The sequence below is a fragment of the Paraburkholderia sp. BL6669N2 genome (assembly GCF_003387275.1).
Classification (GTDB): Bacteria; Pseudomonadota; Gammaproteobacteria; order Burkholderiales; family Burkholderiaceae; genus Paraburkholderia.
On sequence record NZ_QUNA01000002.1, the window covers coordinates 784510 to 808150 of the forward strand.

General features: G+C 58.1%; 18 protein-coding genes and 2 pseudogenes. 3 read left to right on the forward strand and 17 right to left on the reverse strand.

Annotation, left to right across the window (positions count from 1 at the left end):
- Positions 1 to 1073: 1073 nt before the first annotated feature.
- Positions 1074 to 2204: an NADH:flavin oxidoreductase/NADH oxidase gene (locus B0G80_RS26110; RefSeq protein ID WP_116120793.1), complete on the forward strand. Its 1131-nt coding sequence runs from the start codon at positions 1074 to 1076 to the stop codon at positions 2202 to 2204.
- A 126-nt stretch (positions 2205 to 2330) separates the two neighbouring features.
- Here the strand turns inward: B0G80_RS26110 and B0G80_RS26115 are convergent, their stop codons facing one another.
- From B0G80_RS26115 to B0G80_RS26180, 15 genes and pseudogenes are all read right to left on the reverse strand, one after another.
- On the reverse strand, positions 2331 to 2759 hold the full coding sequence (locus tag B0G80_RS26115; protein ID WP_116120794.1) for a DUF3331 domain-containing protein: 429 nt from the start codon (positions 2757 to 2759) through the stop codon (positions 2331 to 2333).
- A 317-nt stretch (positions 2760 to 3076) separates the two neighbouring features.
- Complete coding sequence (locus tag B0G80_RS26120; protein WP_220377494.1) at positions 3077 to 4174, reverse strand: S9 family peptidase; 1098 nt, start codon at positions 4172 to 4174, stop codon at positions 3077 to 3079.
- Positions 4155 to 4280: a hypothetical protein gene (locus B0G80_RS47225; protein WP_258879037.1), complete on the reverse strand. Its 126-nt coding sequence runs from the start codon at positions 4278 to 4280 to the stop codon at positions 4155 to 4157. The genes B0G80_RS26120 and B0G80_RS47225 overlap by 20 nt, the downstream gene beginning before the upstream one ends.
- 577 nt (positions 4281 to 4857) lie before the next feature.
- A complete protein-coding gene (locus B0G80_RS26125) occupies positions 4858 to 5712 on the reverse strand; it encodes an alpha/beta fold hydrolase (RefSeq protein ID WP_116120796.1) in 855 nt (284 codons plus the stop codon).
- 534 nt (positions 5713 to 6246) lie between these two features.
- The gene (locus B0G80_RS26130; RefSeq protein WP_116123717.1) at positions 6247 to 7881 is read right to left on the reverse strand and encodes a cation acetate symporter; all 1635 of its coding nucleotides are present in this window, start codon (positions 7879 to 7881) and stop codon (positions 6247 to 6249) included.
- Positions 7878 to 8240 (reverse strand): DUF485 domain-containing protein, encoded by a 363-nt coding sequence (locus B0G80_RS26135; protein WP_116120798.1) that lies wholly within the window; start codon positions 8238 to 8240, stop codon positions 7878 to 7880. Before B0G80_RS26135 ends, B0G80_RS26130 begins: the two co-directional genes overlap by 4 nt.
- 73 nt (positions 8241 to 8313) lie before the next feature.
- On the reverse strand, positions 8314 to 9537 hold the full coding sequence (locus B0G80_RS26140) for an FAD binding domain-containing protein (RefSeq protein WP_116120800.1): 1224 nt from the start codon (positions 9535 to 9537) through the stop codon (positions 8314 to 8316).
- Positions 9538 to 9539: 2 nt separating this feature from the next.
- Entirely contained in the window at positions 9540 to 10025 is a 486-nt protein-coding gene (locus B0G80_RS26145; RefSeq protein ID WP_116120802.1) for a VOC family protein, read from the reverse strand.
- 259 nt (positions 10026 to 10284) lie between these two features.
- On the reverse strand, positions 10285 to 11478 hold the full coding sequence (locus tag B0G80_RS26150; protein ID WP_181920072.1) for an FAD binding domain-containing protein: 1194 nt from the start codon (positions 11476 to 11478) through the stop codon (positions 10285 to 10287).
- 323 nt (positions 11479 to 11801) lie between these two features.
- Positions 11802 to 12707, reverse strand: a complete 906-nt coding sequence (locus B0G80_RS26155; RefSeq protein ID WP_116120804.1) for a LysR family transcriptional regulator — start codon at positions 12705 to 12707, stop codon at positions 11802 to 11804.
- A 102-nt stretch (positions 12708 to 12809) separates the two neighbouring features.
- The gene (locus B0G80_RS26160; protein WP_116120806.1) at positions 12810 to 13532 is read right to left on the reverse strand and encodes a TetR/AcrR family transcriptional regulator; all 723 of its coding nucleotides are present in this window, start codon (positions 13530 to 13532) and stop codon (positions 12810 to 12812) included.
- Between the two features lie 301 nt (positions 13533 to 13833).
- A pseudogene (locus B0G80_RS26165) lies at positions 13834 to 14958 on the reverse strand (IS701 family transposase); the annotation flags it as partial.
- A 62-nt stretch (positions 14959 to 15020) separates the two neighbouring features.
- Entirely contained in the window at positions 15021 to 16229 is a 1209-nt protein-coding gene (locus B0G80_RS26170; RefSeq protein WP_181920073.1) for an MFS transporter, read from the reverse strand.
- A gap of 185 nt (positions 16230 to 16414) precedes the next feature.
- Positions 16415 to 17584 (reverse strand): FAD binding domain-containing protein, encoded by a 1170-nt coding sequence (locus B0G80_RS26175; RefSeq protein WP_309568788.1) that lies wholly within the window; start codon positions 17582 to 17584, stop codon positions 16415 to 16417.
- 30 nt (positions 17585 to 17614) lie between these two features.
- Entirely contained in the window at positions 17615 to 18727 is a 1113-nt protein-coding gene (locus B0G80_RS26180) for an alkene reductase (protein ID WP_116120811.1), read from the reverse strand.
- Between the two features lie 459 nt (positions 18728 to 19186).
- Between B0G80_RS26180 and B0G80_RS26185 the strand changes: the two genes are divergently transcribed.
- The gene (locus tag B0G80_RS26185; protein WP_258879038.1) at positions 19187 to 20164 is read left to right on the forward strand and encodes a hypothetical protein; all 978 of its coding nucleotides are present in this window, start codon (positions 19187 to 19189) and stop codon (positions 20162 to 20164) included.
- A gap of 313 nt (positions 20165 to 20477) precedes the next feature.
- Here B0G80_RS26185 and B0G80_RS47230 read toward each other — a convergent pair.
- Positions 20478 to 20789, reverse strand: a pseudogene (locus tag B0G80_RS47230) (nicotinate-nucleotide diphosphorylase (carboxylating)); the annotation flags it as partial.
- Between the two features lie 443 nt (positions 20790 to 21232).
- Positions 21233 to 21772, reverse strand: a complete 540-nt coding sequence (locus B0G80_RS26200) for a MarR family winged helix-turn-helix transcriptional regulator (protein WP_258879225.1) — start codon at positions 21770 to 21772, stop codon at positions 21233 to 21235.
- Between the two features lie 346 nt (positions 21773 to 22118).
- On the opposite strand from B0G80_RS26200, the gene B0G80_RS26205 reads away from it, so the two are divergent.
- Positions 22119 to 23456 carry an MFS transporter gene (locus B0G80_RS26205; RefSeq protein ID WP_116120818.1) on the forward strand — a complete coding sequence of 446 codons (1338 nt, stop codon included), beginning with the start codon at positions 22119 to 22121 and terminating at the stop codon, positions 23454 to 23456.
- The last annotated feature ends 185 nt before the right edge of the window (positions 23457 to 23641 follow it).

The following is a 23641-nucleotide window of genomic DNA, read 5'->3' on the forward strand; positions in this document are numbered from 1 at the left end:
GTCATTCATGGGGCAGCCATGTCAAAGGGGGCGGGCGCGTGGTGGCGCCGCGAATTCAGACAGTGGAATAAGTGGAGCGACTGGTCTCATGCCCTTTTTAGGCGCATCTTGGCGGAGCGGGGCGGTCGGCGCATGTAACGCTTCTCAAGCGGTACCTGGCCTAACATCGCCGGGCTTCTACCTCCACCTTTCACGCGTTAAGCGGCCGAGCAATCTACGCTTAGATAGCACGCATCGAGGTGCTTTGCATGCACGGTTCCGTACGGGAGGCGAAGTCTTGCTTCTTGGAGTATGTATTCGTTACAGCCAATGGCCGTTGTGCACTCGTCACCACCCGTTCGACGGGTCGCTCGGCGAACGTCTCAGAAGGGTCGGGTGCCGTCCTCTGGCAGCGCGAGAAGCTGTCATTCGAAGTAACAGATCGTCCGACGAAGTCGCTTTGCCTGGTTTTCCTGGGCGGCGACAGTTCATGGTTGGAGTGACCGACGCAACATCTGTCAGCTATTGACCGCCGTCCATTCCACCGTAGCGGTTTGCGGACTGATGTGATTGTGGAGTTGTACGGCTTCGCTGCCATGCTGCCGTCGATTCCCTTCCCACCACGGCGTATGCCGGGCCGAGCAGTCCACGGCGGCGCATATTGCGGGAAAGGCAGTTTGATCCGCGGCGGGTGCGTGGCCGTGGCGTCCGTCAGATTGAGGGTCCAATCCATGTCGGTCTTTAGCCGCATCGAGCCGGATTCGAAGGCTGGGAGCGGGCTCGAGACCGGACGAAGGGCACTTGTGCACGACGCGCAATGCGCCTGTGCAAATGGTTGTGATAATCCCGTCTCTCCCTTTTCCACTGGGCCTTTCGAGGGCGTCCTTATGTTCCGAGCGAAGTGGAAAGTGGTCGCCTATTCCGCAGTTTATCAATGGATAAACTATACTCCGGTCAACGTTTCAACTGGTCTTGCCGCGGGTCGCGGTGTTGACCGATTCACATTGCCTGTGGCGATTGACGCCTCGGCATTCGGAAGCGTCGCGATAGCCGCGCGACCACCGATCTCACCAAATATTCGGCAGGAGAAAGTCATGACGTCAGCGCTGTTTTCGCCGGTTACCATCGGGCCGGTTACGCTCCCGAACCGCATTGTTGTGTCACCGATGTGCCAATACAGTGCGGATGACGGATGCGCAAACGACTGGCACCAGATGCACCTGATGCAGCTCGCCATGTCCGGCGCTGGGCTTATCGTTCTTGAGGCTACCGCTACTGAACGGCATGCGCGTATTACCCACGGATGCCTAGGCCTCTATAGTGACGCGAACGAGGCATCGATTGCGCGTGTAATGGATGCTGCACGGCGAGTGGCTGCGAAGGGAACTAAGTGGGGCATCCAGCTCAGCCATGCCGGCCGCAAGTCATCCGCGCAACGCCCGTGGGAAGGTCGTGCAGCGCTCGGCCCCCTCGAGGATCCGTGGCAGACCGAAAGTCCGTCCGCTCTGGCCGCTGGGGCGGACTGGCACACGCCTAAGGAGATGACGCGCTCCGATATGGACCGGGTGCGTGATGGCTTTGTGGCGGCGGCTGTGCGTGCAGCACGCCTTGGTTTCGACGTGGTCGAAATCCACGCCGCGCATGGATATCTCATCCATCAGTTCCTCTCGCCGATCGCCAATCTGCGCACTGACGCCTACGGCGGTTCGTTGGAGAACCGGATGGCCTTTCCGCTCGAGATCGCCGTTGCGGTTCGTAAGGCTCTTCCGGACAACGTCGGCTTCGGATTGAGAATTACGGGATCTGATTGGACGCCGGAAGGGCTGGGAGTCGCAGACGCCGTCGCTTTCGCATCGGCGCTGAAAGAAGTGGGGGCTGACTATGTGTGCGTGAGCTCAGGCGGAATTGCGACGGTCCGCATTCCCGTGGGACCGAACTATCAAGTTCCGTTCGCTGCCGAAGTGAAGGCGAACGTTGGAATTCATACGCGTGCCGTAGGCATGATTGCCGAAGCCAACCAGGCTGAAGAAATCATTGCATCGGGCCAGGCTGACACCGTGGCCGTGGGCCGAGCATTCCTGGATAATCCGCGGTGGGTATGGCACGCGGCCGAGCGACTTGGTGCTGAAGACCAGATGACATATCCGCCGCAATATGAACGCAGCAAGCGTGGTTTGTGGGCGGGTGCAAAGCTCGCACGACCCGTCGCTGATAGCGCGAAGTAAGCAGCTGATTCCCGGCAACAGGCAGAACCGGGGGAATCGCTGCGAACCCAACCTCGGTTCATTCGACCCTCAAGAAGGGTGTCTCGACGGTTGGGGAGAAGGTGCGCTCGCAGCTGAGTGAACGTCTCACATCTCAATATCTTGCGATGGCATCAGTAAGTTCAACACTGATTCCAGAATCATCGCGCCGGCGTTTGCGGGTTGGGGTTTAGATTGTCGCGGGTGATAGATCCTATCTCCGCGCACTATCAGCTGGCCGCTCAGTGCGCAGATTCCCGCTACGCGGGCATCTGCGACTCGCCATATCTGCTCGCCGTAAAAGCAACTCGTTGGATCTCGCCAAGCAAGTGTCACCGAAGACGGTGTGGATCTCTCAAGAAAACTAACGAATACATAGAGCGAGCGGCTCGTGCCTGAAGTCGGCGCGCGAATAGATGACCTGGAGTTTTTCTCCGGGAAGGCACCGCTGCTTTCTGAATGTTCAGGTCCGCGGCTCAGCATGAGTACAGTCTGACGCCATGGATCAATTCGCCTAGTCATCGTGGCGCACTCCATCGCAGTCACCGCGCTATCCCAAATTTCGGAAGAGTATTCTGGCTTTGCTCCAGCGGAAGAACACAGCAGCGAAACAATCACGGTCGAACGTGTGAGAAGCCTGATGCTGACGCTGCGGTTGCCCCAATCAAGCTTCTAGCCGGGGAAAAGACCTGTGGATGGCGATTGGTTCGGCATAGCGAAGCCTGTTCGTGGTGCATCGCTAACGCATCGCAGCGATGAATGCGGCTTTCGCCGGGGACCGCGCGAATTGACGAAGTTCTGGCAGATTGTTCAGGCGCGGGCATGTTCCGCGCCTTTATCAGAGCACTGGTAAATCACGAGTGTTTCAATGTCTCGCCGAGCCAGTCAAACATCGTCTGATGCGCGCGATACATTGCGCCCATATGGCAATGCTCACCCGCTCCTTCGGCCATAGTCAACGTGACAAGCTTCTTGGGAGCGACGAGCGCAGCATGGATTGCTGCGGGCTGGCCCTTCAGGAACTGGTCGTTCTCGGCGTCGAGCACGAGCGTCGCGGCTTTGATGTGGCCAGCAATGCCCTCCATTGTGTATTGTTTGCACTTTCGGACGAACTCCGCCGGCGAATCCGTGCCGAACGTCCACATGCCGTTGCTTAACAGCCAACGTGCACCGGTGCTACCCGCCATTATCATTCGCAAGACCTCATTCGCATCGACGTCGTTCTTGTCATGAATCCAGGACAGGAGGAACGACGGTAGCGAGTTGTCGAACACAGCGTGGAAGTCGAGAATCCCATCGTCCAGAATGATTGCAGCCAGTCGATGCTCGAAAGCGGCGGCGCGTGCAACGAGGTAGCCGCCCAAGCTGTAGCCAAAAAGTGCGATCTTGTCTGCGGCTACTTCCTTGCGGGTGAGTGCGAAGTCCACCACCGGTGTGATGACTGCCTCCCAATCATGCCGGAAAGTTAGCTGCTGCTTACGGATCGCAGCTCCTTGACCAGGCCCGTCGAAGGCAAGGACGTTATAACCGCGACTTAGAGCTGCTGCGCCGATGGCAAAATACGACTCTTCCTGCGTCGAATCGAATCCATTGTTATAGATGACTGTGGGACGGGGTTCACCTGACCGATCGGCTAGAAACAGATAGCCTGGGAGGGTGGTGTCTTCGTACGGAATCTCGACAACTTCGAACGGGGTTTCAAGCAGACGGGCGCCTTGAAGAAACACCTCCGTTGAACGGCCGGACAGTCGTGCTACGTCAGCATCTCCCACTGGATTTGCTCGTTTGAAAAATTCTGCCGTGCGATAGTAGTTCGAAGCACGAAGATAAGCCTCTCTCGCGCTGACTCGATGGCCGGCCGAAATTGACGTGTCCGCAATCTTCGCCACTCGGTCAGCAGTTGTTTCCCATTGAGCAAGCCATGCCGTTTCGTCACCTTCCGGGAATCGCACGCGCGGTTACTATGACCTCTCCAAGATCCGCGCCCCCGTAGTTGGAAAAGCCAGCGGTTCGAAGGGTCTCGAACGAAAACGACTCGTCGTCAAACAGGAACTTCATGTTCATCTCCTGATAAGACATGGCGCGATTCGGGGCGCGCTGTGAAGGTAGTCGCGCTAGCCATCGTCATGTAGGCGGTTGGGATCTGCTCGAAAAAGACTGGAAATCCTTTCTCTTCGGTGCGTCTGGTCACGTCCCGTCGATGTTTCTGACCATGAAGCTCAACAAGAAGTGCGTACCGGAGGAGTTGTTCTAGCAACGCTTCCAAAGCTCGACCAGGCGGTGTGATCGCGGTGCGCTGTGGCCAGTCACGCTGCCGCATAGTCACGGGACAATCGACGGAAATCACTACCTAGTCCAGGTCTCAGAAGCAATGTGCGACCGGACGGTCAATTCGAACCAGTGCCGGATTCTCAAACTCCAGAGCGGATACGGATCGGAGCGATCAAATCGAGTACCGAAGCTCCTGCTGCTATGAAGGCTGTCAGATCTGCACTTTCAAATTTTTGTTGTTCAAGCAAGCATGTCATCAATATAGTGAGGACATAACCAGAACGCAAGGTGCATTCGCATTATCACCGCCTGCGGCACCACCACGCATCGCACAATGTGAAGCCTCTCAGCTTGTAGATCGACGTCATTCAAACAGGATGAACGACCGAAGCAGTTTGTTGAATGCACGTGGATTTGCAACGTTCATGCCATGTGACGCACCCGCGATTGTTTGTCGGTCGGTGAGATAAAGCCATTCCGCGAGTCTGTCTACATTATTGCGGAACATCCGTGGGCTATTTTGGCCATCGATGAGCAGCGTTCTGCATTTGACGTCGGCGGCGGTGTCGCGAGAATACGCAGGCAAGGGATCTCGAAACTGGAGGGGAAGCGTTCGAGCGTTGTCAATAGCCATCGTGCGAAAGCTGCTGCTGCTTTTTTTCCAGGATCCGGGCCTGCTCACCGAATCTACGAACAGTTCCAGCCCCGCTTCGGTTTCGCTGGCTTCTATCAGATCTGAGACCTTGGCCCGTAGCGCATTGGTTGCTGCAGGCAAAGCTGAATCGACGGTTTCGTCGATTTGCAACGGTCCGGCGGGGTCGGCAAGCGTTAGCGTTCTTACGAGACGGGGATAACAGCGCGCGAGATTGAACGCAACTGATCCTCCTCTGGAGTGTCCGACGAGATGTACTGACTCAAGGCCCAGCGCGCTAATGAACTCGGCCAGTTCCGCGACGTGCGTTTCGAGACTAAAGTCGCCCCGTATCGATGCTTCCGTCGCGGGCCAGTAGTGACTCAGGCTTGGGGCGATGCAGTGAAACTCAGCCGACAGCGGATTGATCTGTTCGTCCCAGTACCGGTAGTCACACAGGGATCCGTGCACGAACAGGAGCGCGTCGCCGGACCCAGCATCGACATAGGGAATTGAAACACCGGACGAGATCGTCGCGAACAACGATTCAGGGCTCTGGGCGTCTGGCGGCCCATTACGCATGTCCATAATATGAATACTCCTCATCGCCCGTTAGCTCGAACCGTCCGCGACATCCGCATGGAACAAATTTAGATGTCGACCTATGCAGTGCTCTGCGCCTTTGCCTCTGCCACCTATGGCGACCCTATGGACGGGCGGCGCATATAAGACTCAGCTGGTAGACAGCTTATATGATCGTTCGATAAAGAGCGCTATGAAGGCATGCACAGGTTCATTGCGTCAGGAACAACTTTCTGCACGCGCGCACAGATGCCTGGTCGTTTTCTGCCTTGCTTCAGCGGGCTAATGCGCCGCGGGTGATGGGGGGTACGAGTCACTGAGCGGCGAACGACCTCTGCAGAAATGTCGGACTCTCAAGGGATACCGCTCACTGTCCACGCTGCAGCCTGCGGATCTCCGGAGGGAACGGAGTCCGCAGTTCGACAATCGTTATTGCGCGTTTGCTCACCGGGAGCGCGTCGCACGCGTACCAAAGATAATGCTCGTCGAAAATCGGGCGCAATCCATGAAGTCGCGCCGACCGGGCGTTGCCCAGTCCAATTACCCTTGTTTCACCATTCCCAACTCACAGTCGACGAGTTGGTTCTGGAAGAGACTGCGCTCACGCGCACCAGCAGCCGATCTGTCTGTGACCGAGAAAAGATAGACTCCTGCAAACGCGACCAGCATCGAGAAGAGGGCGGGGTACTCGTACGGATAGATTGCATGTGCATGCCCGAGAACCTGTACCCACACCGTCGGGCTGAGGATCGTGAGGATTACGGCGGTCGCCAAACCGAGGGAGCCTCCCCAGACAGCGCCGCGCGTAGTCAGTCCCCGCCAGTAAATCGAAAGCAGGAGCACGGGAAAATTCGAGCTCGCGGCTATCGAGAATGTCAGGCTGACGATGAACGCGATGTTTTGTTTCTCGAATGCGATACCCAGAAGGATCGCGAGGACGCCTAGCGCGAGCGTCGTCATGCGAGATACCCGCATCTCTTCCCTGTCTGTTGCCGTACCTTTGCGAATCACGTTTGCATAGAGGTCGTGCGATACGGCCGACGAACCGGCCAAAGTCAGCCCGGCCACTACGGCGAGAATGGTCGAGAAGGCAACGGCGCAGATGAAGCCGAGAAAGACGTTCCCGCCGACCGCGTGGGCAAGATGGATGGCCACCATGTTGACGCCCCCGATGATACTGCCGGACGCCGTATGGTACTGAGGGTCCGTCGCAACGAGAGCGATCGTTCCGAAGCCGATGATGATGATGAGCGCGTAGCCGATGCCGACGATTCCCGTCGCGTACAGAATGCTCTTGCGAGCCGCCTTGACGTCACCGACTGTAAAGAAACGCATGAGAATGTGGGGCAAGCCGGCGGTGCCAAAGATGAGTGCCAGGCCGAGAGAGACAGCTGAGACAGGATCTGAGACCAAGCCGCCAGGACTCATGATCGCGACATGTTTCGGGTGCGCGAGAATCGCTTGAGAAAACAACGCGTTCAAGCTGAAGCCAAAGCGGCTGAGGACCATGAATGCCATGAACGCGGCGCCGGCAAGCAGCAGCACCGCCTTGATGATCTGAATCCAGGTCGTAGCCAGCATGCCGCCAAAGAAGACATAGACGACCATTAGCACGCCGACTATCACAACTGCTGCGACATAGTTGAAGCCGAAAAGGAGCTCTACGAGTTTGCCCGCGCCGACCATCTGTGAGACGAGGTACAGGAGAACAATAACAATGGAACTGGACGCCGCAAATGCGCGAACTGGGCGCTGTTGCAAGCGATAGGACACCACATCCGCCAAGGTGTACCGGCCGAGGTTGCGCAACGGCTCGGCAATCAGGAACAGAATGATGGGCCAACTGGCAAGGAAGCCAATCGAATAGATCAGACCATCGTAACCGCTCGAGAAAACGAGCGCGGAGATACCTAGCAATGACGCCGCAGACATGTAGTCACCAGCGATTGCCCATCCGTTCTGGAAGCCGGTAATCTTGCCCCCCGCGGCGTAGTGGTCAGAGACGCTGTTGTTCTTCCGTGCCGCCCAACGGGTGATGAACAGCGTCGAGGCGACGAAGACAAGAAACATCCCGATGGCAATCGGGTTGTGACTCTGCTTGAGACCAGCAGGCACAGCAGCAAAAGCAGGTAGCGCGCCGAAAAGCAGGAATGTAAATAGTCCAAGGCGTTTCATTTCCATACCCCTTCCTTGATTTTGCTCGCAGCGATGTCAAAGACCGTATTAGCACGGACGACATAGACTGCAACAAGAGCGAACGTGATGGCAAACATGCCGAACCCGACGGGAATACCCCATGTGCAAGGCTGGTCGGCTGAGATGCGCCGTCCGAGCAAATCCGGTGCAAAAGCGAGCGTCAGGATGAAAGTGAAGTACAGGATCAGCATGAGCACTGTAAGTGACCACGAGAACCCCCGGCGTCTGCGGACTAGGGTTTGAAAGCGGACATCGTCAAGAATCGGATTAGCGACGACGGCGCGAGGCGTGCTGGCGTTCAGTGCGTCGCTGCTGTAGGCCGGGGAGGTCTGATCCACGGTGTCTCCTTGGGTACGTTGTGATGGGGAGAACGGAGCGGCCAGTCGATTTGGTCGCCACGCCTCGGATTTGTCAGAAGCGAGGAGAGACGGCGGTCTCCCGCATTACCGCTTCCGGTGTCCGGTAGCGTTCTGCCATCTCCCTATCAGTGTCGGTTTTCAGTTGAGCCTGCATGTAGGCGCCGAGATGCCGTGCGTGCTCAACGATCGAGCTTCCAAATTGAGTCCGGACATCGCTGTACGCCAGTAGCGCCTCGGGGATTGACGTGCCAGCGTTCAGCGAGGCCACGAGAGCCATCGCATCGCCTGCTGCCTTGGTGACACCCATGCCACAATGCGGTCGTGCGACGAACGCGGCATCACCGAGTAATGCGATGCGTCCAAACGCCATTTGCGGCACTTCTACGTCAAAGATGGGCTGAAACAGCGGCTGAGTAGCTTTCGTGACTACCTCGGCGAACTGGGGTGCGAGAAGAGCGTGCGCTGCTTCTTCCATTTCGGCGAGAACGTCGGGACGAATGAGAGTAGGAGGGATGCCACCGACCCATCGTTTGCCTGTTGCGTCCGTCAGCAGATTGGGCAGGTCAACGTCCTCACTGGTTGCCCGGTACCAGACGAAGTTGTAGCGACGCTCACCAGGTTTCGTGCTGTTGCCTGCGCCCGCTACGGGATATCCGATGATCTGCTCACGCGGAGGCAGACAGAAAGCGAACTTGTCGAACAGCGCTTCGTGAGTTTCCTTCGAAAGTGCGGCCTCATCGACGAGGCCCCGCCATGCGACATATCCTGCGTATTGCAACTCGACGTTCGGAAGGAACTTGTCGCGTAGCCCGGATTTGAATCCATCCGCTGCGATGACGAGATCGGCGCGATGCACACTTCCGTCGCCTAGAGTCACTGACGCACAATCGGTTTCATTCTGAACCGAGACAACTGAGCCGCCCGAATGATAATGGGCATCGGGAAAGGCAGAACGCAAGACGTGGTACATCTTGCCCCACGCCGTCAAGGTCTGCGGCAGATCACGCTCTGAAAGGACACTGCCATCCTGACCAAAGGTAACGCGCGATTGAACCTGAACACCGATCGAATCGTCGAGATCTACGCCCGCGGCAGTAAGTGCCTCGAACAACTCGGGGTGCGTGACGATACCGGCACCTCGGCCTGCCAGTTCTTCGGGCACGCGCTCGAATACGTCCACCTGCCAACCATTGCGGCTAAGCAGATTGGCGGCGAACAGGCCTCCCAGGGAGCCGCCCACCACAATGGCTTTGGGACGAGTTGAAAGCGTAGTCATCATCAGTCTCCAACGTTGTTTGCTGCGCCCGCTGTCGCTGCATGCGGGACTTTCAGGTTCGCCACTTCCGAGGCGGGGTAGTTCAGCTCAATCGTTACGCCCGACGGATCCTCGATGAATATCTGATGCAGGCCGAGACTTGGAACCGTTCGATCTCGCCAGGCGATCCCTTCGACTTCAAGCGTCTTCCACATGTCCGTAACGCCCGTCGCGAGAAAAGCGATGTGGTCGACGGTTCCTGTGCCGGAGGACGGGAGGTCCTTATCACCGAGGTAGGCGAGCAGACCTTCGGGATTGTCGGGGTCGATGCCGATGATATGCACCGTCCCGAAGTCGTTCTCGTCGCCGCCCTTATAGAGCCAGGCGCCGGGAAAATCGAACGGCGGCCGGTAACCCTGCCTGAAGCCGAGTACCCGTTCGTAGAATTCGCAAGACTTCTGAAGATCGGTCGTGCGGATCGAGTAGTGCGCGAGTTTCGAAATAGGCATGGCTGCCTCCTTTAATTTATCGATCGATCATTGATCGTTTGATAAATTATAGGGTGCACCTCACCGCACAGCCAAGGCGAATTGAATGAGGACTTACCCTAGTTTCCTGCTGCAGACGGTCACGACGTGACGATGCAACCGTGCGGGATCATGGGAACAGAGGGCCGCACTGCTAGCGTGCTTCCCGTTTGCCAAAACATGCCAATGAGACGATTGGGTGACGCTGCCATACCGGAAAAGACATGAGCGCGCGCGTCATTTATCCAACTTGTTTCGGTGAAGCCGACCCGAACAGCAGGTGGTTGCCCACCTGACGACCGTGTTCAAGCAGATACCGTCCAAGGGCAGTCTGCTGTGGCTCCCAGCTAGCAAGCGCCTTATCGACATCATCGGGGAGGCGTAGCAGAGCTGCTTGGAGCGCGAGTGCATTGGTCGCTGCTTTTGAAGTGCTTGCGGCAGTGTGCGGTCGCGGTATGGACCCCGCGTCGCCGACCAATATCACCCGCCCCTTAACCATCCGATCAACTGACAGGTCGCGGATAGCTTGCGCAAAGGGCTGTGAGGTGGCTCTGACTATCGCCCGGAATGCTGGTGGCAGTAACGCATCGGCGTCGCGCCAGACGTGCTCCCGCCACGCTGGCGCAAGCTGTCCTTCCGGAATGGAATATCCGCGATACCTTCCCGTCACGTCGGTCATCACGTCGCGCAGCTGGGCGTCGTCGACCGCGCGATACCAGACCCAGTTGTAGAACCGCCGTCCCTCCCGTGTATCGTTTCGCTCTCCTGGTACGAGATAGCCGAGGATGTGCGATTCGCGGTTGTTCGCAAAAGCAAAGTCGCCATGCAGCGTCTCGCGGGCGATTTCGGGCATCGCATCCTCTGGCACCAGCCCGCGCCATGCCAGATAACCCGCATAACTCGGTTCGGCGTTTGTCCACAACAGTTGCCGAACGGTCGAGTTGCTGCCGTCCGCGCCGACAAGCAGGTCGCCTGTTTCTTCGCGACCATCATCGAAAACGGCGGTCACACTTCCGCCTGGCTTCTGACGAATGTTGACCAGCCGGCGTCCTTGATGATAGTTGTCAGGACCGAATGCGCGACGCATGGTGGAATAAATTAGCGACCAGGAGGTCTGCGTCTGCGGCGCGAGTCGGCGACTCTGGATCGACCCGTCCGGATGGAACACGACGCGAGATTGTGAAGTAACGCCAAGCGCAAGCGTGCTGAGGTCAACGCCAGCCCGGCGGAAAACCTCGACCACTTCGGGCTGTAGGACAATGCCGCCACCCCGGCTGTCAAGATCGTCCGGCGAGCGTTCGAAGATGTCGACGTTCCATCCCGCTCGAAGCAGCAAAGTGCCGGTAAAGAGTCCGGCGAGCGATCCACCAATGACGAGCGCACGCATTGAAGGGGCAGCGCGCCCGGAAGACGACGCTTCGACGATATCAGACATAATTGGCTCCTTTCTCACGAAGCACTTTAGTCCACGTCGAACGACCTGATAATTGGCTGTAACTCGCTAATAGCTTTGCACGAGCTGCAAAGGTCACCGAACATATCGCCGCGTTTACGGCAGGCTTGCCAAGAGAGGGTCAGTTTGTGAGGTGCCAAGCGGCAGGCCGACCCTACGGCTGCAGCCAACAAGTCCGAGATGATTCGCACTGTGCGGAGTCAGCTCTCTTTGCATCTCGAGTGACTCTGGTGTCTTGGCGAGCACCACGGTGATCTGTTGAATCGTAGGTGCCCGTTTGTGTACACACGAAAGGTCGGATACCGCTATTCGCAGGAGTCGATTATTGAAGAAACGAAACCGATGAAAGCGCCGACACGACGCGAGCCGCGTTGGTTTGGCAGGAACAGCGCGTTGACAACGGCTTGCGCTTCATTTGGCCGGCAGTCGAAATCGACAAACAGCTCAGTCATCTTTCCGGCCCTGATGTCTTCGTGGACCAGCCAGTCCGGCAGTAGCGCGATGCCGGCGCCGCCGAGGACCGCTTCTCGAAGTAGCTCAGATGTGTTTGCTTTCAGTCGTCCCCGAACGGCCACACGTGTCGATGTTCCATCGCGCAAGAAGCTCCACACCTGCAAATCCGAGCCATATGTGAAGCGCAGGCATTCATGCGCCGCTAGCTCTTCAGGAGCCGTTGGTTGGCCGTGCGCAAGCACGTAGTCGGGACTCGCCACAACGCAGCGTTTAAACTCGGTCAGACGTTTGCTCACAACATCGGCTGTCGAGGCCGCTTCGCCGAGGCGGATCGCTACATCGATGCGCTCCGTCACGAGATCGACGATGGAATCGCTGAGCCTTACATCAAGTTCGATCTTCGGGTATTGAGACAGAAACGAGGCAATGTGCGGCGCGATAATTCGTGAGCCGAACGCCACTGGAATAGATACACGCAACGGTCCGGATGGTTCGCCTCCGCGATCTGAAACGGATGCGTCGGCGTCCGCTAGGTCGTCGAGCAACTTCTTGGCGCGTGTGTAGTAAGTTGTGCCGGCGTCCGAAAGGGTAACTTGCCTCGTCGTGCGATTGAAGAGCACTGTTCCGAGTGATTCCTCGAGAGCATCCACTGACCGCACGACCGACGAGGCGGCAAGATCAAGACGCCGCGATGCGCTGGAAAAGCCACCGGTCTCGGCAACTTCTACGAATGCGCGAAGCGCGGCCAGCTTGTCCATGCTCACACTCCCTTCAGAATTTGATGACCCACCCCGGCGAGCAGAAAAAGAATTTGAAGCAAGCACCGCGTGTGGGCGACCGCAGGAGAGCGCAACTGCTGGTTAGGCAGTCTTGCGGCGGCTTGCTCGTGGAACGCTTGCGTTCATTTTTTTCAAGGTTGCCGGTGTTCCGTTGAGGAACACGTCAAGCTGAAAGTCGATTGCCTCGTCTATGTCTTCTGGTACGGAAAGCCCATAGACCCATTTGCGGACGCCGAGATAGAAGATACTAGCGTGAAGACTCCAAACCAGTTCGATTTCGGCATCGAGTTGTGCGCCGGGCGAAGGCGCCGGGATGTCGTATGTTGCGTGCAATTCGCGCAACACTGGAATGAAGACGCGGTCCCGGAGCTTGGTCAGATATTTTGTGTTGAGACCATCACGGCTCAGCCCGGCGAAGATGAACGTCCGGATCCACTCACGCCGGAGGATCGTTCGCGCATAGGCCTTGTAGAAAGTCGATAAGCGCTGATGCAGAGGTACGGAGCGATCCGCGATGAGCTTTTCCCATGAGCTATCCCAGCTATACACTTCTTGATAGACGCGCTCGATGAGGGCTTCTTTGCTAGGGAAATAGCGATACAGAAGCGGCTGGGTGACTCCGAGCTGTCGGGCCAGTTCACGCGTGCTGCCTGAGAATCCATGTGTGGCGAAGTGTTCGATGGCCTTCGCAACAATCTGCTGTTCGCGCGCTTCGGGTGACAGCCTGCGGCCTGCAGGGACCTGCAACTGGTCTGTATCCGCCTCGTCGGACGGCGATATTGCATCTTTTTTTGGTCGTGGCATGGCCGGCTCCTGTCGGAACCCATATTCTTATCTATCGAACGACAATTAGCAAGCTGAACAGTCGGCGCGGTCAGGCGTAATAACGCGTTAACCTCCCTAGTACTACAGCCGTAGATCTGGGTAAACTGGAGGCACACATCCTCGTCTTCGGTAGTGGCACTGCTGGGCGCGGTACTGGTGTCGGCGCCGCCATGCCGAACAGGACAACACGTACGCGATAGAGTGGGCGCCGCGCCACAGGATGCGACAGAGCAGCCGGCGGATCTCCTGCACGCTGAGCGGCACCAAACCTTCAGGTGTTTTTTTTGCCGTGCACCCGCAGGGTGACGAGTACTGCATGGGCCAGCAGAGCCAGCGTGATGTGGCGATACCAGCCTTGCCATCGGCGCACCTCATACTGATCGAGTCCGCATTCGCCTTTGGTCGCCTCGAAGCCGGTCTCGATTTCCCACCTGCGGCCCGCGACGTTCACCAGGGTTTGCCGTGTGGCCTTGCTGCGCGGTGCGTATACGACGTAATACGCATGTTCGCGTTGCTCGTCCAGGCTGCGTCGCACCAGCAGGTAATGCCCGAAGCGGCGCTCCTCTTCGGTGATCTGCAAGCGCCACAGCGGAGTCAGCGCCCAGTCATACAGGCGCTCGCCCTTGGCGCCGGCACCCGCTGACAGGCGGCGCCATGCCCTTGCCGGCAGGGCCTCGGCGATCCGGTCTGCCCGTACGTACTCTGGACCTTTCCACCATAGGGGTTCGTTCTTCGCAACGGCCAGCACGAAAGACTGGCCGCGCGACTCGAGCCACAGCCGCAGGTGACGGTCACCGCCGTAGACTTCATCCCCCGTGACCCAGCCGCACGGCACCCCTGCGTCCAGCGCCCGCTCAAGCATACGACGCGCAAGCTGTGGCTTCGTTGCGAATTCCACCGACCCGGGAATGCCCGCTGCCTCGCAGCGCACCCGGTCATCGGTCCACACCTTGGGTACATACAGTTCGCGGTCGATGAACGCACTGCCGCCACGACCGGCATAGCAGAGGAACACGCCGATCTGGCTGTTCTCGATACGACCTGCCGTGCCACTGTACTGGCGTTGAACACCGGCCGAGTGCTGTCCCTTCTTGAGGAAGCCGGTCTCGTCCACAATCAGCACCGCGTCACGCTCGCCCAGTTCTTCCACTACATAGCTACGCAGCACATCGCGAGCGGCATCCGCGTCCCATTGCGCCCGCTCCAGCAGGTGCTGTACGCCATCGGGTGTCGCTTCGCCGATCCATTCGGCGAGTTGCCAGCCGTTCTTGCGCTCGACTGTACCCAGCAGGCCCTTCAGGTATGCGAGCGACCGCTGTCGGGGCTCCGGACGCCTGAACAGTTCCCCGAGCCGCTGGTGCAGTACCTCCAGTTCACGCTCCCACGCTTTTGCAGTCGAATGCATAGCCTTAACGTATAGTAATCCTTAATTATTTGAGTATAGTAAAAAAATCTACGGCTGTAGTACTAGGCCGGTTTTGCCGTGCGGTGAGCAATTGTCGCGAGCAAGAGTGCCGTCAGGGCAAGCGCTGCCGATAGCCAGGCTATCGCCGCGAATACGCCAATCCATGCAGACATCAGGCCAAAGGCGACAATCGGGACGATACCGCCAACGTACGCGACGGAAAAGAACGAAGAAACGATGCGACCCCCATGGTCGCCGGAAGGGATGTTGTTTACCATCGCGACCGCCGACATGAATGCCAGACCCTGACCGAAGCCGCCCAGCAGATCGCTTGCAATGAACAAGATGCCTGAATGCACTGCGAGCGAGAGAACCAGGAAGCCGACGCTGGCGGCGATTAGAGCTGCGCCAACTGTCAAACCATGGGTCGACGAGACCCTGCGGAGCGCGAGCTGCGCGAGCGCTGATCCCGCGAAGAGCAATGCTACGCCGGCACCGGTGACGGCCGGACCGCGCCATGGAAGCAGCTCAACCAAAAATGACGGTGCGAGGGAAGCATAAAGACTCAGCAATGTGTAGCCCACGAACGTCGTGAGAGCTGCTAGCGCGAATGGGCGCATAGCGTGCACCGCAGGCAGATGGAATCGCAGTTTCGGACGGAATTGGCGAATCAGCCCGATTGAGCCGTCGGCGGGCAGAGCGGTGAGGGCGATCCATGCCAGTACCGCGGCGACTGCAAACATCAGATATGGTGTGATAAGCGGGTGGGGAAGAAACTGAGCAGCCGCTCCGGCCACAAACGGTCCAAGACCGAAGCCTGCTACCGTCATCACCGAGCCGACAAGTGGCGCTCGCCAAACTTGTCCGCGCGGTTCCAAGGCGGCAAGACCGGCCGTCGCGGCGCTTGATGCCATACCGGCCGCCAGACCTATCGCGAACCGCCCGGCTGCCAGAACCGGCAGGGCGTGTGCGTCGGATGAGATAAGCAGACCGACCAGAAGAAGCAGGATGGCAACCCTCAGCGCGTGCACGAATCCGACGTGCTCGCTTAGATGCGCGAGCGAAAGCAGTGCGAGGAGGGCACCGGCCATGTAGGCCGAGTAGGCAATGGTGATTCCCGCAGGAGTGATGCCGAGCGTGTGCTCGTAAAGCGGATACAGCGGGCTTGCAAGTGTTGCGCTGGCCATGACGATGCCGAGAGTGACAGCAATTGCGATGAAGCGGTTCACTGCTGCTTTTACGGCTGACGGAGATTCCGAGAGGGGTTTCATGATGTCGCTCGTTTGTTTTGTCCAGCCCATAGAGTAGGGCGCATGCTGGCAGGGCGGAATCATGTCGCGACGCAAGGCACCTTTGCGTCCAGAGCTTTTCGACGTGCGGGCCGGGTGCCCAACGAGGAACGGGGCTACGTTGAGCCCCCGTGACATGGACATGAAGTGGCAGTGCCACCGGCGGTCTAATGCTGGGCAATGTTCATGATCTGGTTGCCCATTCCGATGCCCCAGTCGGTCATGCGCATGCCTTCCGCCAGTTGCTGCTGTTCCCATTGCCGAAGGGCATGCTCAAGATTCGGCATGCTCGCAATCCTCTGGGCCAGAGAAACAGCGTTGGCGGCTGCCTTAGCCGTGCTGCCAGCGGTATGTGGCCGTGGGATGAAAGCGGCGTCTCCGAGCAACAACACACGGCCGAAGAGCATCTGAGGCACCTGAAAATCCATGATCGCCTGGACGAAGATGTCGTCAGTGCTATCCACCAGCGCACGAAACGCTGGGTTCAGGCGCTCTTTGCTCATTCGGCGAATCCAATCTTCCGGCGATGGCGCGACCGCACCCGGCGGGACCGAATGACTGCGGCGGACGCCGTAGCGGTCAGTCAACACCGTGTCAAGCTCGGCGCCGGAATGCGCTTTCAGATACCACAGCCAGTTGAAGCGCCGGCGCCCTCGTTGGATAGATCCATCAACACCAGGCACCATGTATTCGAGCATCATCGATTCGAAATCGTGTTGAAAAACGAAGTGTTCGTAGATCTGGTCCCGGGCGCTATCGGGTAACTTCGGTTCGTCGACAAGTCCGCACCACACGACATACCCTGAGTACGACGGGTTGAGATCAGGCAGCAGCAGGCTTCGCAAGGTTGAGTTGCCTCCGTCCGCGCCAATGAGAAGGTCACCGTTCGCACGGCGACCATCTTCGAAGTTTGCAGTCACCCCATCGACGTGTTCGTCGAAACCAACGAATTTCGCCCCGCGATGATAATTTTCTTCGGGGATAGCCTGCTTCAGAGTGCTATAGAGAGTGTTCCACGAGGTCTGAGTTTGGGGCATGTACTGTCGGCTTAGCTCGTTGCCTTGCGGATCGAGGAACAGCCGGTCTTTTGAGCGAACGCCGAGCGGGTGGCCGAACTCAGTCTGAGCGAACTGCATTGCCCGCACCACGTCTCCCTGCAGGACGATGCCTCCGCCGCGGCTTTCGAGCGTGGCGGGAGAGCGTTCGAAGACATCCACGTCCCAGCCAATGGCCCGCAGGGCTGAGCCCGCGAACAGGCCCCCCAACGAGCCACCGATGATTAGCGCGCGGCGGCGATTCCCGGCATGCATGTCTGTTCTCCAATTGTTATCGACCACCGCAGTTCCTTCAATCGCATCTTTTTGGAGTCAAGCGAACGTCGGATAGTCCGTGTAGCCCGCCGCACCACCGCCGAAAAACGAGCTGCTGTCGGGGGTGTTGAGCGGTAAGTCCTGGAGCAGTCTTGAGGGCAGATCGGGATTGGCGATGAACGGTCGGCCGAACGCGATGATGTCGGCGCGTCCGCTTGCGAGTGCGGCCTCGGCGGTCGCACCGTTGTAGCCGCCTGCAAGCATCAGCACACCGTGGTATTCACCGCGGAGCTGCTTGACGATCGCATCCCAGCGCGGATCGAAGTTCTCGTCCTTGACAGTACCTACCATCGCCGGTTCCACCAGGTGCAGATACGCAAGGTTCTTCTTGTCGAGGCTGCGCACAATAAAGCCGAAAGTAGCTTCCGGTGTGTCGTCGCCCATCCCCATGAACCGGCCCATCGGCGTGAGGCGCACGGACACGTTTTGCGCGCCGACTTCGTCACAGACTGCATCAACGACTTCGAGCAGCAGACGCGACCGGTTTTCGATGCTGCCACCGTACGCATCTTCGCGACGGTTACTTGCACTGTTGATGAACTGGTCAAGCAGGTAGCCATTGCCCGCATGGATCTCAACGCCGTCCATACCCGCTGACATCGCGTTGCGTGCGGCGCGGCGATAGTCTTCGACGATCTCGCGGATTCCGTCCAAGGTCAGCTCCTGCGAGACAGGAATATCACCCCACACACCGTTACCCTGTTCGTCAACGATGAACGTCTTGCCAGGAACGGGCAACGCGCTCGGGGCAACTGGCAGTCCACCGTTGGGTTGGAATACCGGATGGGACACGCGTCCGACGTGCCACAGTTGCAAGAACATCTTGCCGCCTTCGGCATGTACGGCGTCGCTGACTGCGCGCCATGCTTCGACCTGTTCGCGCGTGTAGATCCCGGGGGTCCAGGCGTAGCCTTGACCCTGCTGCGAAATCTGCGTGGCTTCGCTGATGATCAGGGCGGCGCCAGCGCGCTGCCGGTAATACTCGACGTTCATCGAGGTCGGCACATTTCCCTGCTTCTCGGCACGCGAGCGTGTCAGCGGCGCCATGGCGACGCGGTGGTTGAGTGAGAGGCGGCCAACTTTGATCGGACTAAAGAGGTGGGTAGTCATCGTGCTGCTCCGTCGAGGGTGTTGGTTGTTAATGGGCTCAAAGATATGAGTTCTGCTTCGTCAAGAGAATCCGTGCGCCGTGCTAGGGAGCATTGCATCACGCGCAAAGGCCGTGTCGGCCGAGTGTTGTGGGTAATGTGCATGTCGGTAGCTAGGAAGAAGCGCTTGGCGCGGTCTTCACCACTAGGACCTGGTCACCCCATGCTTTCCGTCGGTTTGCGAGCTCTTTGGATTGATTTGAAAGAAAAATCAAAGAATTCGTTGCCCACATATGGCACAGGCTTACAATATGGCGGGAGCGCCTGTGGCGCGGCTTGCAATCAAACTTTAGACTCGTGATGAGTTAATCTAGGCATTCGATGGTCGCGCAAATACGACTTCGGCCATGACCGGCTACGATTGGTAGTTGTCACGCCGGTTACGAACAGGGGTAGATACGCAACCCGCGAGCTTTACTTTTTGCCGCTGCTATTGCATCTCGGCAAGCGGAACAACATCGAAGCTGTCCCTCACAATAAAGAAAAAATGTCTCGACTTGGGATAGACCGTGCGACCGGTCAGATATACGAAGGCAAGGAAGATCCGCGGTACCTCGCAGTACCGACACCCGTCGTGTCGCAGTGCAAGTTGATACAAGCGCCGTCGGACTTTTCGGATCTGCCCCAAGGAATTGACCGCAATCCATTTGCATGGATTTTCCGTGAGGAATCGTTCGATCCGGTATCACGCGTTCGACGTGGCAGGGTTTATCAAACGCTTGGTAACGCGGGATGGGAGAGTGCGCTCGTAGACGCTAGCCCGTTTTCAGCGGCAGATCTGGCGAGTGGAAGAAGCGACGGCAGAGTGTTGAAGCAACTGTGCGTTTACATGCATTGTTCAGAGCTGCTTCTCAAGCCAGCACAGGGCATGGGAATGCAGCTGGCGATCGGAACGGATGGATCATTCTCGACCTGGCGGATATTGCAAACTGAATCGACGGTCGGTCAGGATGTCCTGGTTATCCTTCGTGCTGAGTCGGCGCTCGCCGTTCTGCCATCCTTGAACGAATCGAGGGTCAGCCCGGACAACCTCGCCCCGGTGAAGCAGGCGTATCAGCGCGTGCTCGACGCAGCCTACCGTGAATTGCCGACATCGGTCGTCGACCAGTGCCGAAATCTCTGTGTTGTGCTGATCTCAAGGTGGCTTTACCAGCTCTCGAGCGACAGCTCTTTGCTCGGAGAGGATCTTGCCAGGTGTATGAGCGCAATTCAGAAGCACTTCGGCCAAGGTAGTCACATACTTCTTCGCTCCAGCCTTGAGGTGGTTAATACGTTGCATCCCCGTGGGAAAGAAAACGAGCGCCATCGCCGTAATCTGCGAGATGTTACGGAAGAGGATGCAAGCCTCGCCGTCCATGCAACGGGATTTGTGCTTCGTGAGATTGGCTGGGCGCTTTGAAAGCTCGCTCACCTAAGGCCGTTGAATGTACGAGAAATACAAACCGTTGCGCGATTTGATGTGTGGCCGAACAACTATAACAAAGCCCCCGCCGACAGGCACTGTACGAACCTGTACGCCGGGTATCCTCGGCTGTACGCTATTAAGCAATAGGTCCTGCAGACGTCGAGCTTCCTCGTCCGCGTTGCCAACCGCCGTGCTCGGCCCTCGCCGTCTTCCTCAATGCCGTACACCAAATCGCCACCCGACGCATTGGCAAATGCAGAAACGTCGGCGGTGAACTCATGCCTTGCTTCGTTGTTGCGGCGGGGAACGTGACGCCGCCGGATACTTCTAGTTCGGCACGCCCCTCGCTAATCCGCACAGCCTCGCGCATCTGCTCCAAGGAAAAGTTATCGAGCAGGATCGCATTCGCACCGGCCGCTAGCGCCTCGGCCAACTCGTCCAACGTCTCTACCTCGACCTGAAGTGGCACGCGTGCCCCAAGCCCGTGGGCGGCTCGAATCGTCGGCGCGAGGCCGCCGCCTGCTGCGATATGGTTTTCCTTGATGACGATGCCGTCATAAAGACCACGCCGATGGTTCTCGCCTCCGCCGATACGTACCGCGTACTTTTGTGCGAGCCGCGCGTCGCGGACGTTGCGCGCCATTGCTGAGTGGGTGGTTGCATCCATATTCGAGCCGGTCAATTTATCGAAAAAAGCACGCGGGCACTTGGCGTCGCGCATTGCACAGCGCATATTATTAGATATGTAATAAAAATACCACCACGGCCTGGTTGGAGCCGCCGCCACGCGTATCAGCCATCTCGTATTGTTCACCGTACAGTGTCAGATTTCGAACGCAGCTCACAATATTCATCTTGAGATTGCATATCGTTTACCTAAATGACGGACACGATAGTCACCTGACCGAGTGAGACATGATCGAAGACCGCAGGGAAGCAATACGTCGCCGCGGATCACGTGCTGGCGACCAAGGATGACCGGACAGCGTGACGCGAACTGTCACGTAGTTGACGTGGGTGGAATGAAATTCCTAAGTCGCAGCGACCCGGGTCACGCGACACTCAAGCGTCGTCAGTCGCCTCTCCGCGTTCGGCAATAAGCCGCCCGATTTCCCGCGTGGAGGGCACGCGACGGAGCGGATTTGTCGAGCCGGATTCGTCTTCGGCGAGATTCTCAATCACCGCGAGCAGCACCTTGCGAGCTGTCAGAATGTCACGTTCGCTCAGGCCCGCAACGCTGATTTCGTTGACTTCCTCAGCGAGCGGAACGAGTTTCTTCCTTAGAGCTCGACCAGCCGGCGTCAGAAAGACGTGTACATTCTTCTTGTTGTCCGGCATCTGTTGCCGCTCGACGTAGCCGAGCGTTTCCATGGCCTTCACCGCAGTGAAAGTAGTCGGCTCCATCACGCCAGCCTGTGCGCTGAGTTCGCGCTGCGTCAATCCGTCCGTTTCCCACAGAATCCGCAGAAAGGTCCAGTGTCCGAACGACACTTCATGCTCGGCGAGACGCATCTGCAATGCGCGCACGAGTGAACGTGTGGCGTCTTTGACAAGGTGCGCGAGGCGGTCGTTCGGGACAGCGTCGTGCCAGTGACGCAGCATCTCGGCGGTTTCACGCGGCGCGACGACCGCGGATTTTTTTCGGTTTGTCACGATGGCGAGCTTCATGTGTCGATGAACCCACATGATAGCCGTTTGCCGCACGGGATCCGTCGTAGAGCGAGCCGAGGGCCATGCTGCGTGTAGCTCCTCAAGATATTCCGCCTCAATCCGCCGACCTATATATGTTCCGCTGTCGGGGCAAACCCGAGCTTGTGGGAAAGCTGGCTGCTCCATATGATTATAGTTAGATATCTAAGCAACGAGACGCGGCAACGTGCGGCATAACCGCTCGTGCGTACGTCTTACCCTTTCGCGCAGTGGAGACAAACTGGTGGCTAAATCCGCAATGACCCCTTTTTCATCCGAGGCGGACGCCGCCAGGCATGCGCGCGTTGAAGCGACATATCAGAAGGTGACGTGGCGTCTGATGTCGTTCATCTTCGTATGTTGGGTGCTCAACTATTTGGACCGAGTCAACGTCAGCTTCGCGCAGTTGCATCTGAAACAGGACCTAGGACTCAGCGACGCCGCATATGGTCTTGGCGTCAGTCTGTTTTTCATCGGCTACATCACGCTCGAAGTGCCGAGCACGCTTCTGCTGAAGCGAATCGGCGCACGTCTGACGATTTCGCGGATTATGATCCTCTGGGGCGCGATCTCTACCTCGATGGCCTTCATGACGACGCCGACGCAGTTCTACGTCGCGCGCATTCTGCTCGGCGCAGCCGAAGCGGGCTTCTGGCCTGGCATCATTCTGTATCTGACGTACTGGTATCCGGGGGCACGGCGCGCGCGGATCACGTCGCGGTTTTTGCTCGCGATCGCAGCGGCGGGGATCATCGGGGGGCCGCTGTCGGGCTGGATTCTGCACAACTTCGTCGACGTGCTCGGTTTTCGCAATTGGCAATGGCTGTTCTTCCTCGAAGGCCTGCCCGCGCTGTTTATGGGGGTGGTCGCGTTCTTCTATCTGGTTGACAAACCAGAAGCGGCACGATGGCTAGATGCTGAACAGAAGAAGATTATCCTGGACGCGCTCGCCGCCGATCGCGCCGGGAAGAAGCCCGCTGTGCACAACCGCAGCCAGTTGCTCGCGGCGCTAAAAGACCCGCGCGTGTACATTCTTGCGGCCGGTTGGGGCACGGTCCCGCTGTGCGGGACGATCCTTAACTATTGGACGCCTACGATCATCCGCCAGGCCGGCGTCTCGGATGTGCTGCATGTTGGTTTGCTCTCAGCACTGCCTTATATCGTGGGTGCGCTCGGAATGTTCGTAGTTGCGAAAAGCTCGGACGTGACGCTCGAACGACGCTGGCACTTCTTTGCATCCACAGCAATCGGCGGTCTTGGTGGCTTCATGTTGCCGCTGGTCTCGAACAGTACGACGGCGGCGATCGTCTGTCTCAGCATGATCTCCATTTCGTACTTCGCTGCGGCCGCCATTATCTGGTCGATACCACCGGCGTATCTCGACGACAACGCAGCGGCCGCCGGTATCGGCGCGATCAGTAGTCTTGGGCAGGTTGGCGCGTTCTGCGGTCCGATTGCGCTCGGCTGGGTCAAGACCGTGACCGGCAGTCTGTCTATCGGACTGTCCGCGATTGCTGCACTCGTGGTGCTCGGCGGACTCGCCGTCCTGCTAGGTGTGCCCGCCAATTCTCTGCGCGAAAAGGCGCAGCGCAACTGACGTGCAGCTTTCTCGCGTCGTAGAACGGTGCCTTCCGGCGCCATTTTTTTACGCGTGTGCGTTGAGTCGACATTGCGTCTCAGGGAAAACCCGCTTGCGCCAATTTACTTAGAGATCTAATATAAAATTTATCGATAACGAGATTTGCTTTTCGTCCAGAGACATAGAGAGACAACACAGATCAG

Coding starts and splice junctions, on each gene's coding strand:
- B0G80_RS26110 (WP_116120793.1), top strand. CDS start 1,074: ATGACGTCAGCGCTGTTTTCGCCGGTTACCATCGGGCCGGTTACGCTC.
- B0G80_RS26115 (WP_116120794.1), bottom strand. CDS start 2,759: ATGGAGTGCGCCACGATGACTAGGCGAATTGATCCATGGCGTCAGACT.
- B0G80_RS47225 (WP_258879037.1), bottom strand. CDS start 4,280: ATGAAGTTCCTGTTTGACGACGAGTCGTTTTCGTTCGAGACCCTTCGA.
- B0G80_RS26125 (WP_116120796.1), bottom strand. CDS start 5,712: ATGGACATGCGTAATGGGCCGCCAGACGCCCAGAGCCCTGAATCGTTG.
- B0G80_RS26130 (WP_116123717.1), bottom strand. CDS start 7,881: ATGAAACGCCTTGGACTATTTACATTCCTGCTTTTCGGCGCGCTACCT.
- B0G80_RS26140 (WP_116120800.1), bottom strand. CDS start 9,537: ATGACTACGCTTTCAACTCGTCCCAAAGCCATTGTGGTGGGCGGCTCC.
- B0G80_RS26145 (WP_116120802.1), bottom strand. CDS start 10,025: ATGCCTATTTCGAAACTCGCGCACTACTCGATCCGCACGACCGATCTT.
- B0G80_RS26150 (WP_181920072.1), bottom strand. CDS start 11,478: ATGTCTGATATCGTCGAAGCGTCGTCTTCCGGGCGCGCTGCCCCTTCA.
- B0G80_RS26155 (WP_116120804.1), bottom strand. CDS start 12,707: ATGGACAAGCTGGCCGCGCTTCGCGCATTCGTAGAAGTTGCCGAGACC.
- B0G80_RS26160 (WP_116120806.1), bottom strand. CDS start 13,532: ATGCCACGACCAAAAAAAGATGCAATATCGCCGTCCGACGAGGCGGAT.
- B0G80_RS26170 (WP_181920073.1), bottom strand. CDS start 16,229: ATGAAACCCCTCTCGGAATCTCCGTCAGCCGTAAAAGCAGCAGTGAAC.
- B0G80_RS26180 (WP_116120811.1), bottom strand. CDS start 18,727: ATGACTACCCACCTCTTTAGTCCGATCAAAGTTGGCCGCCTCTCACTC.
- B0G80_RS26200 (WP_258879225.1), bottom strand. CDS start 21,772: ATGCTGCGTCACTGGCACGACGCTGTCCCGAACGACCGCCTCGCGCAC.
- B0G80_RS26205 (WP_116120818.1), top strand. CDS start 22,119: ATGACCCCTTTTTCATCCGAGGCGGACGCCGCCAGGCATGCGCGCGTT.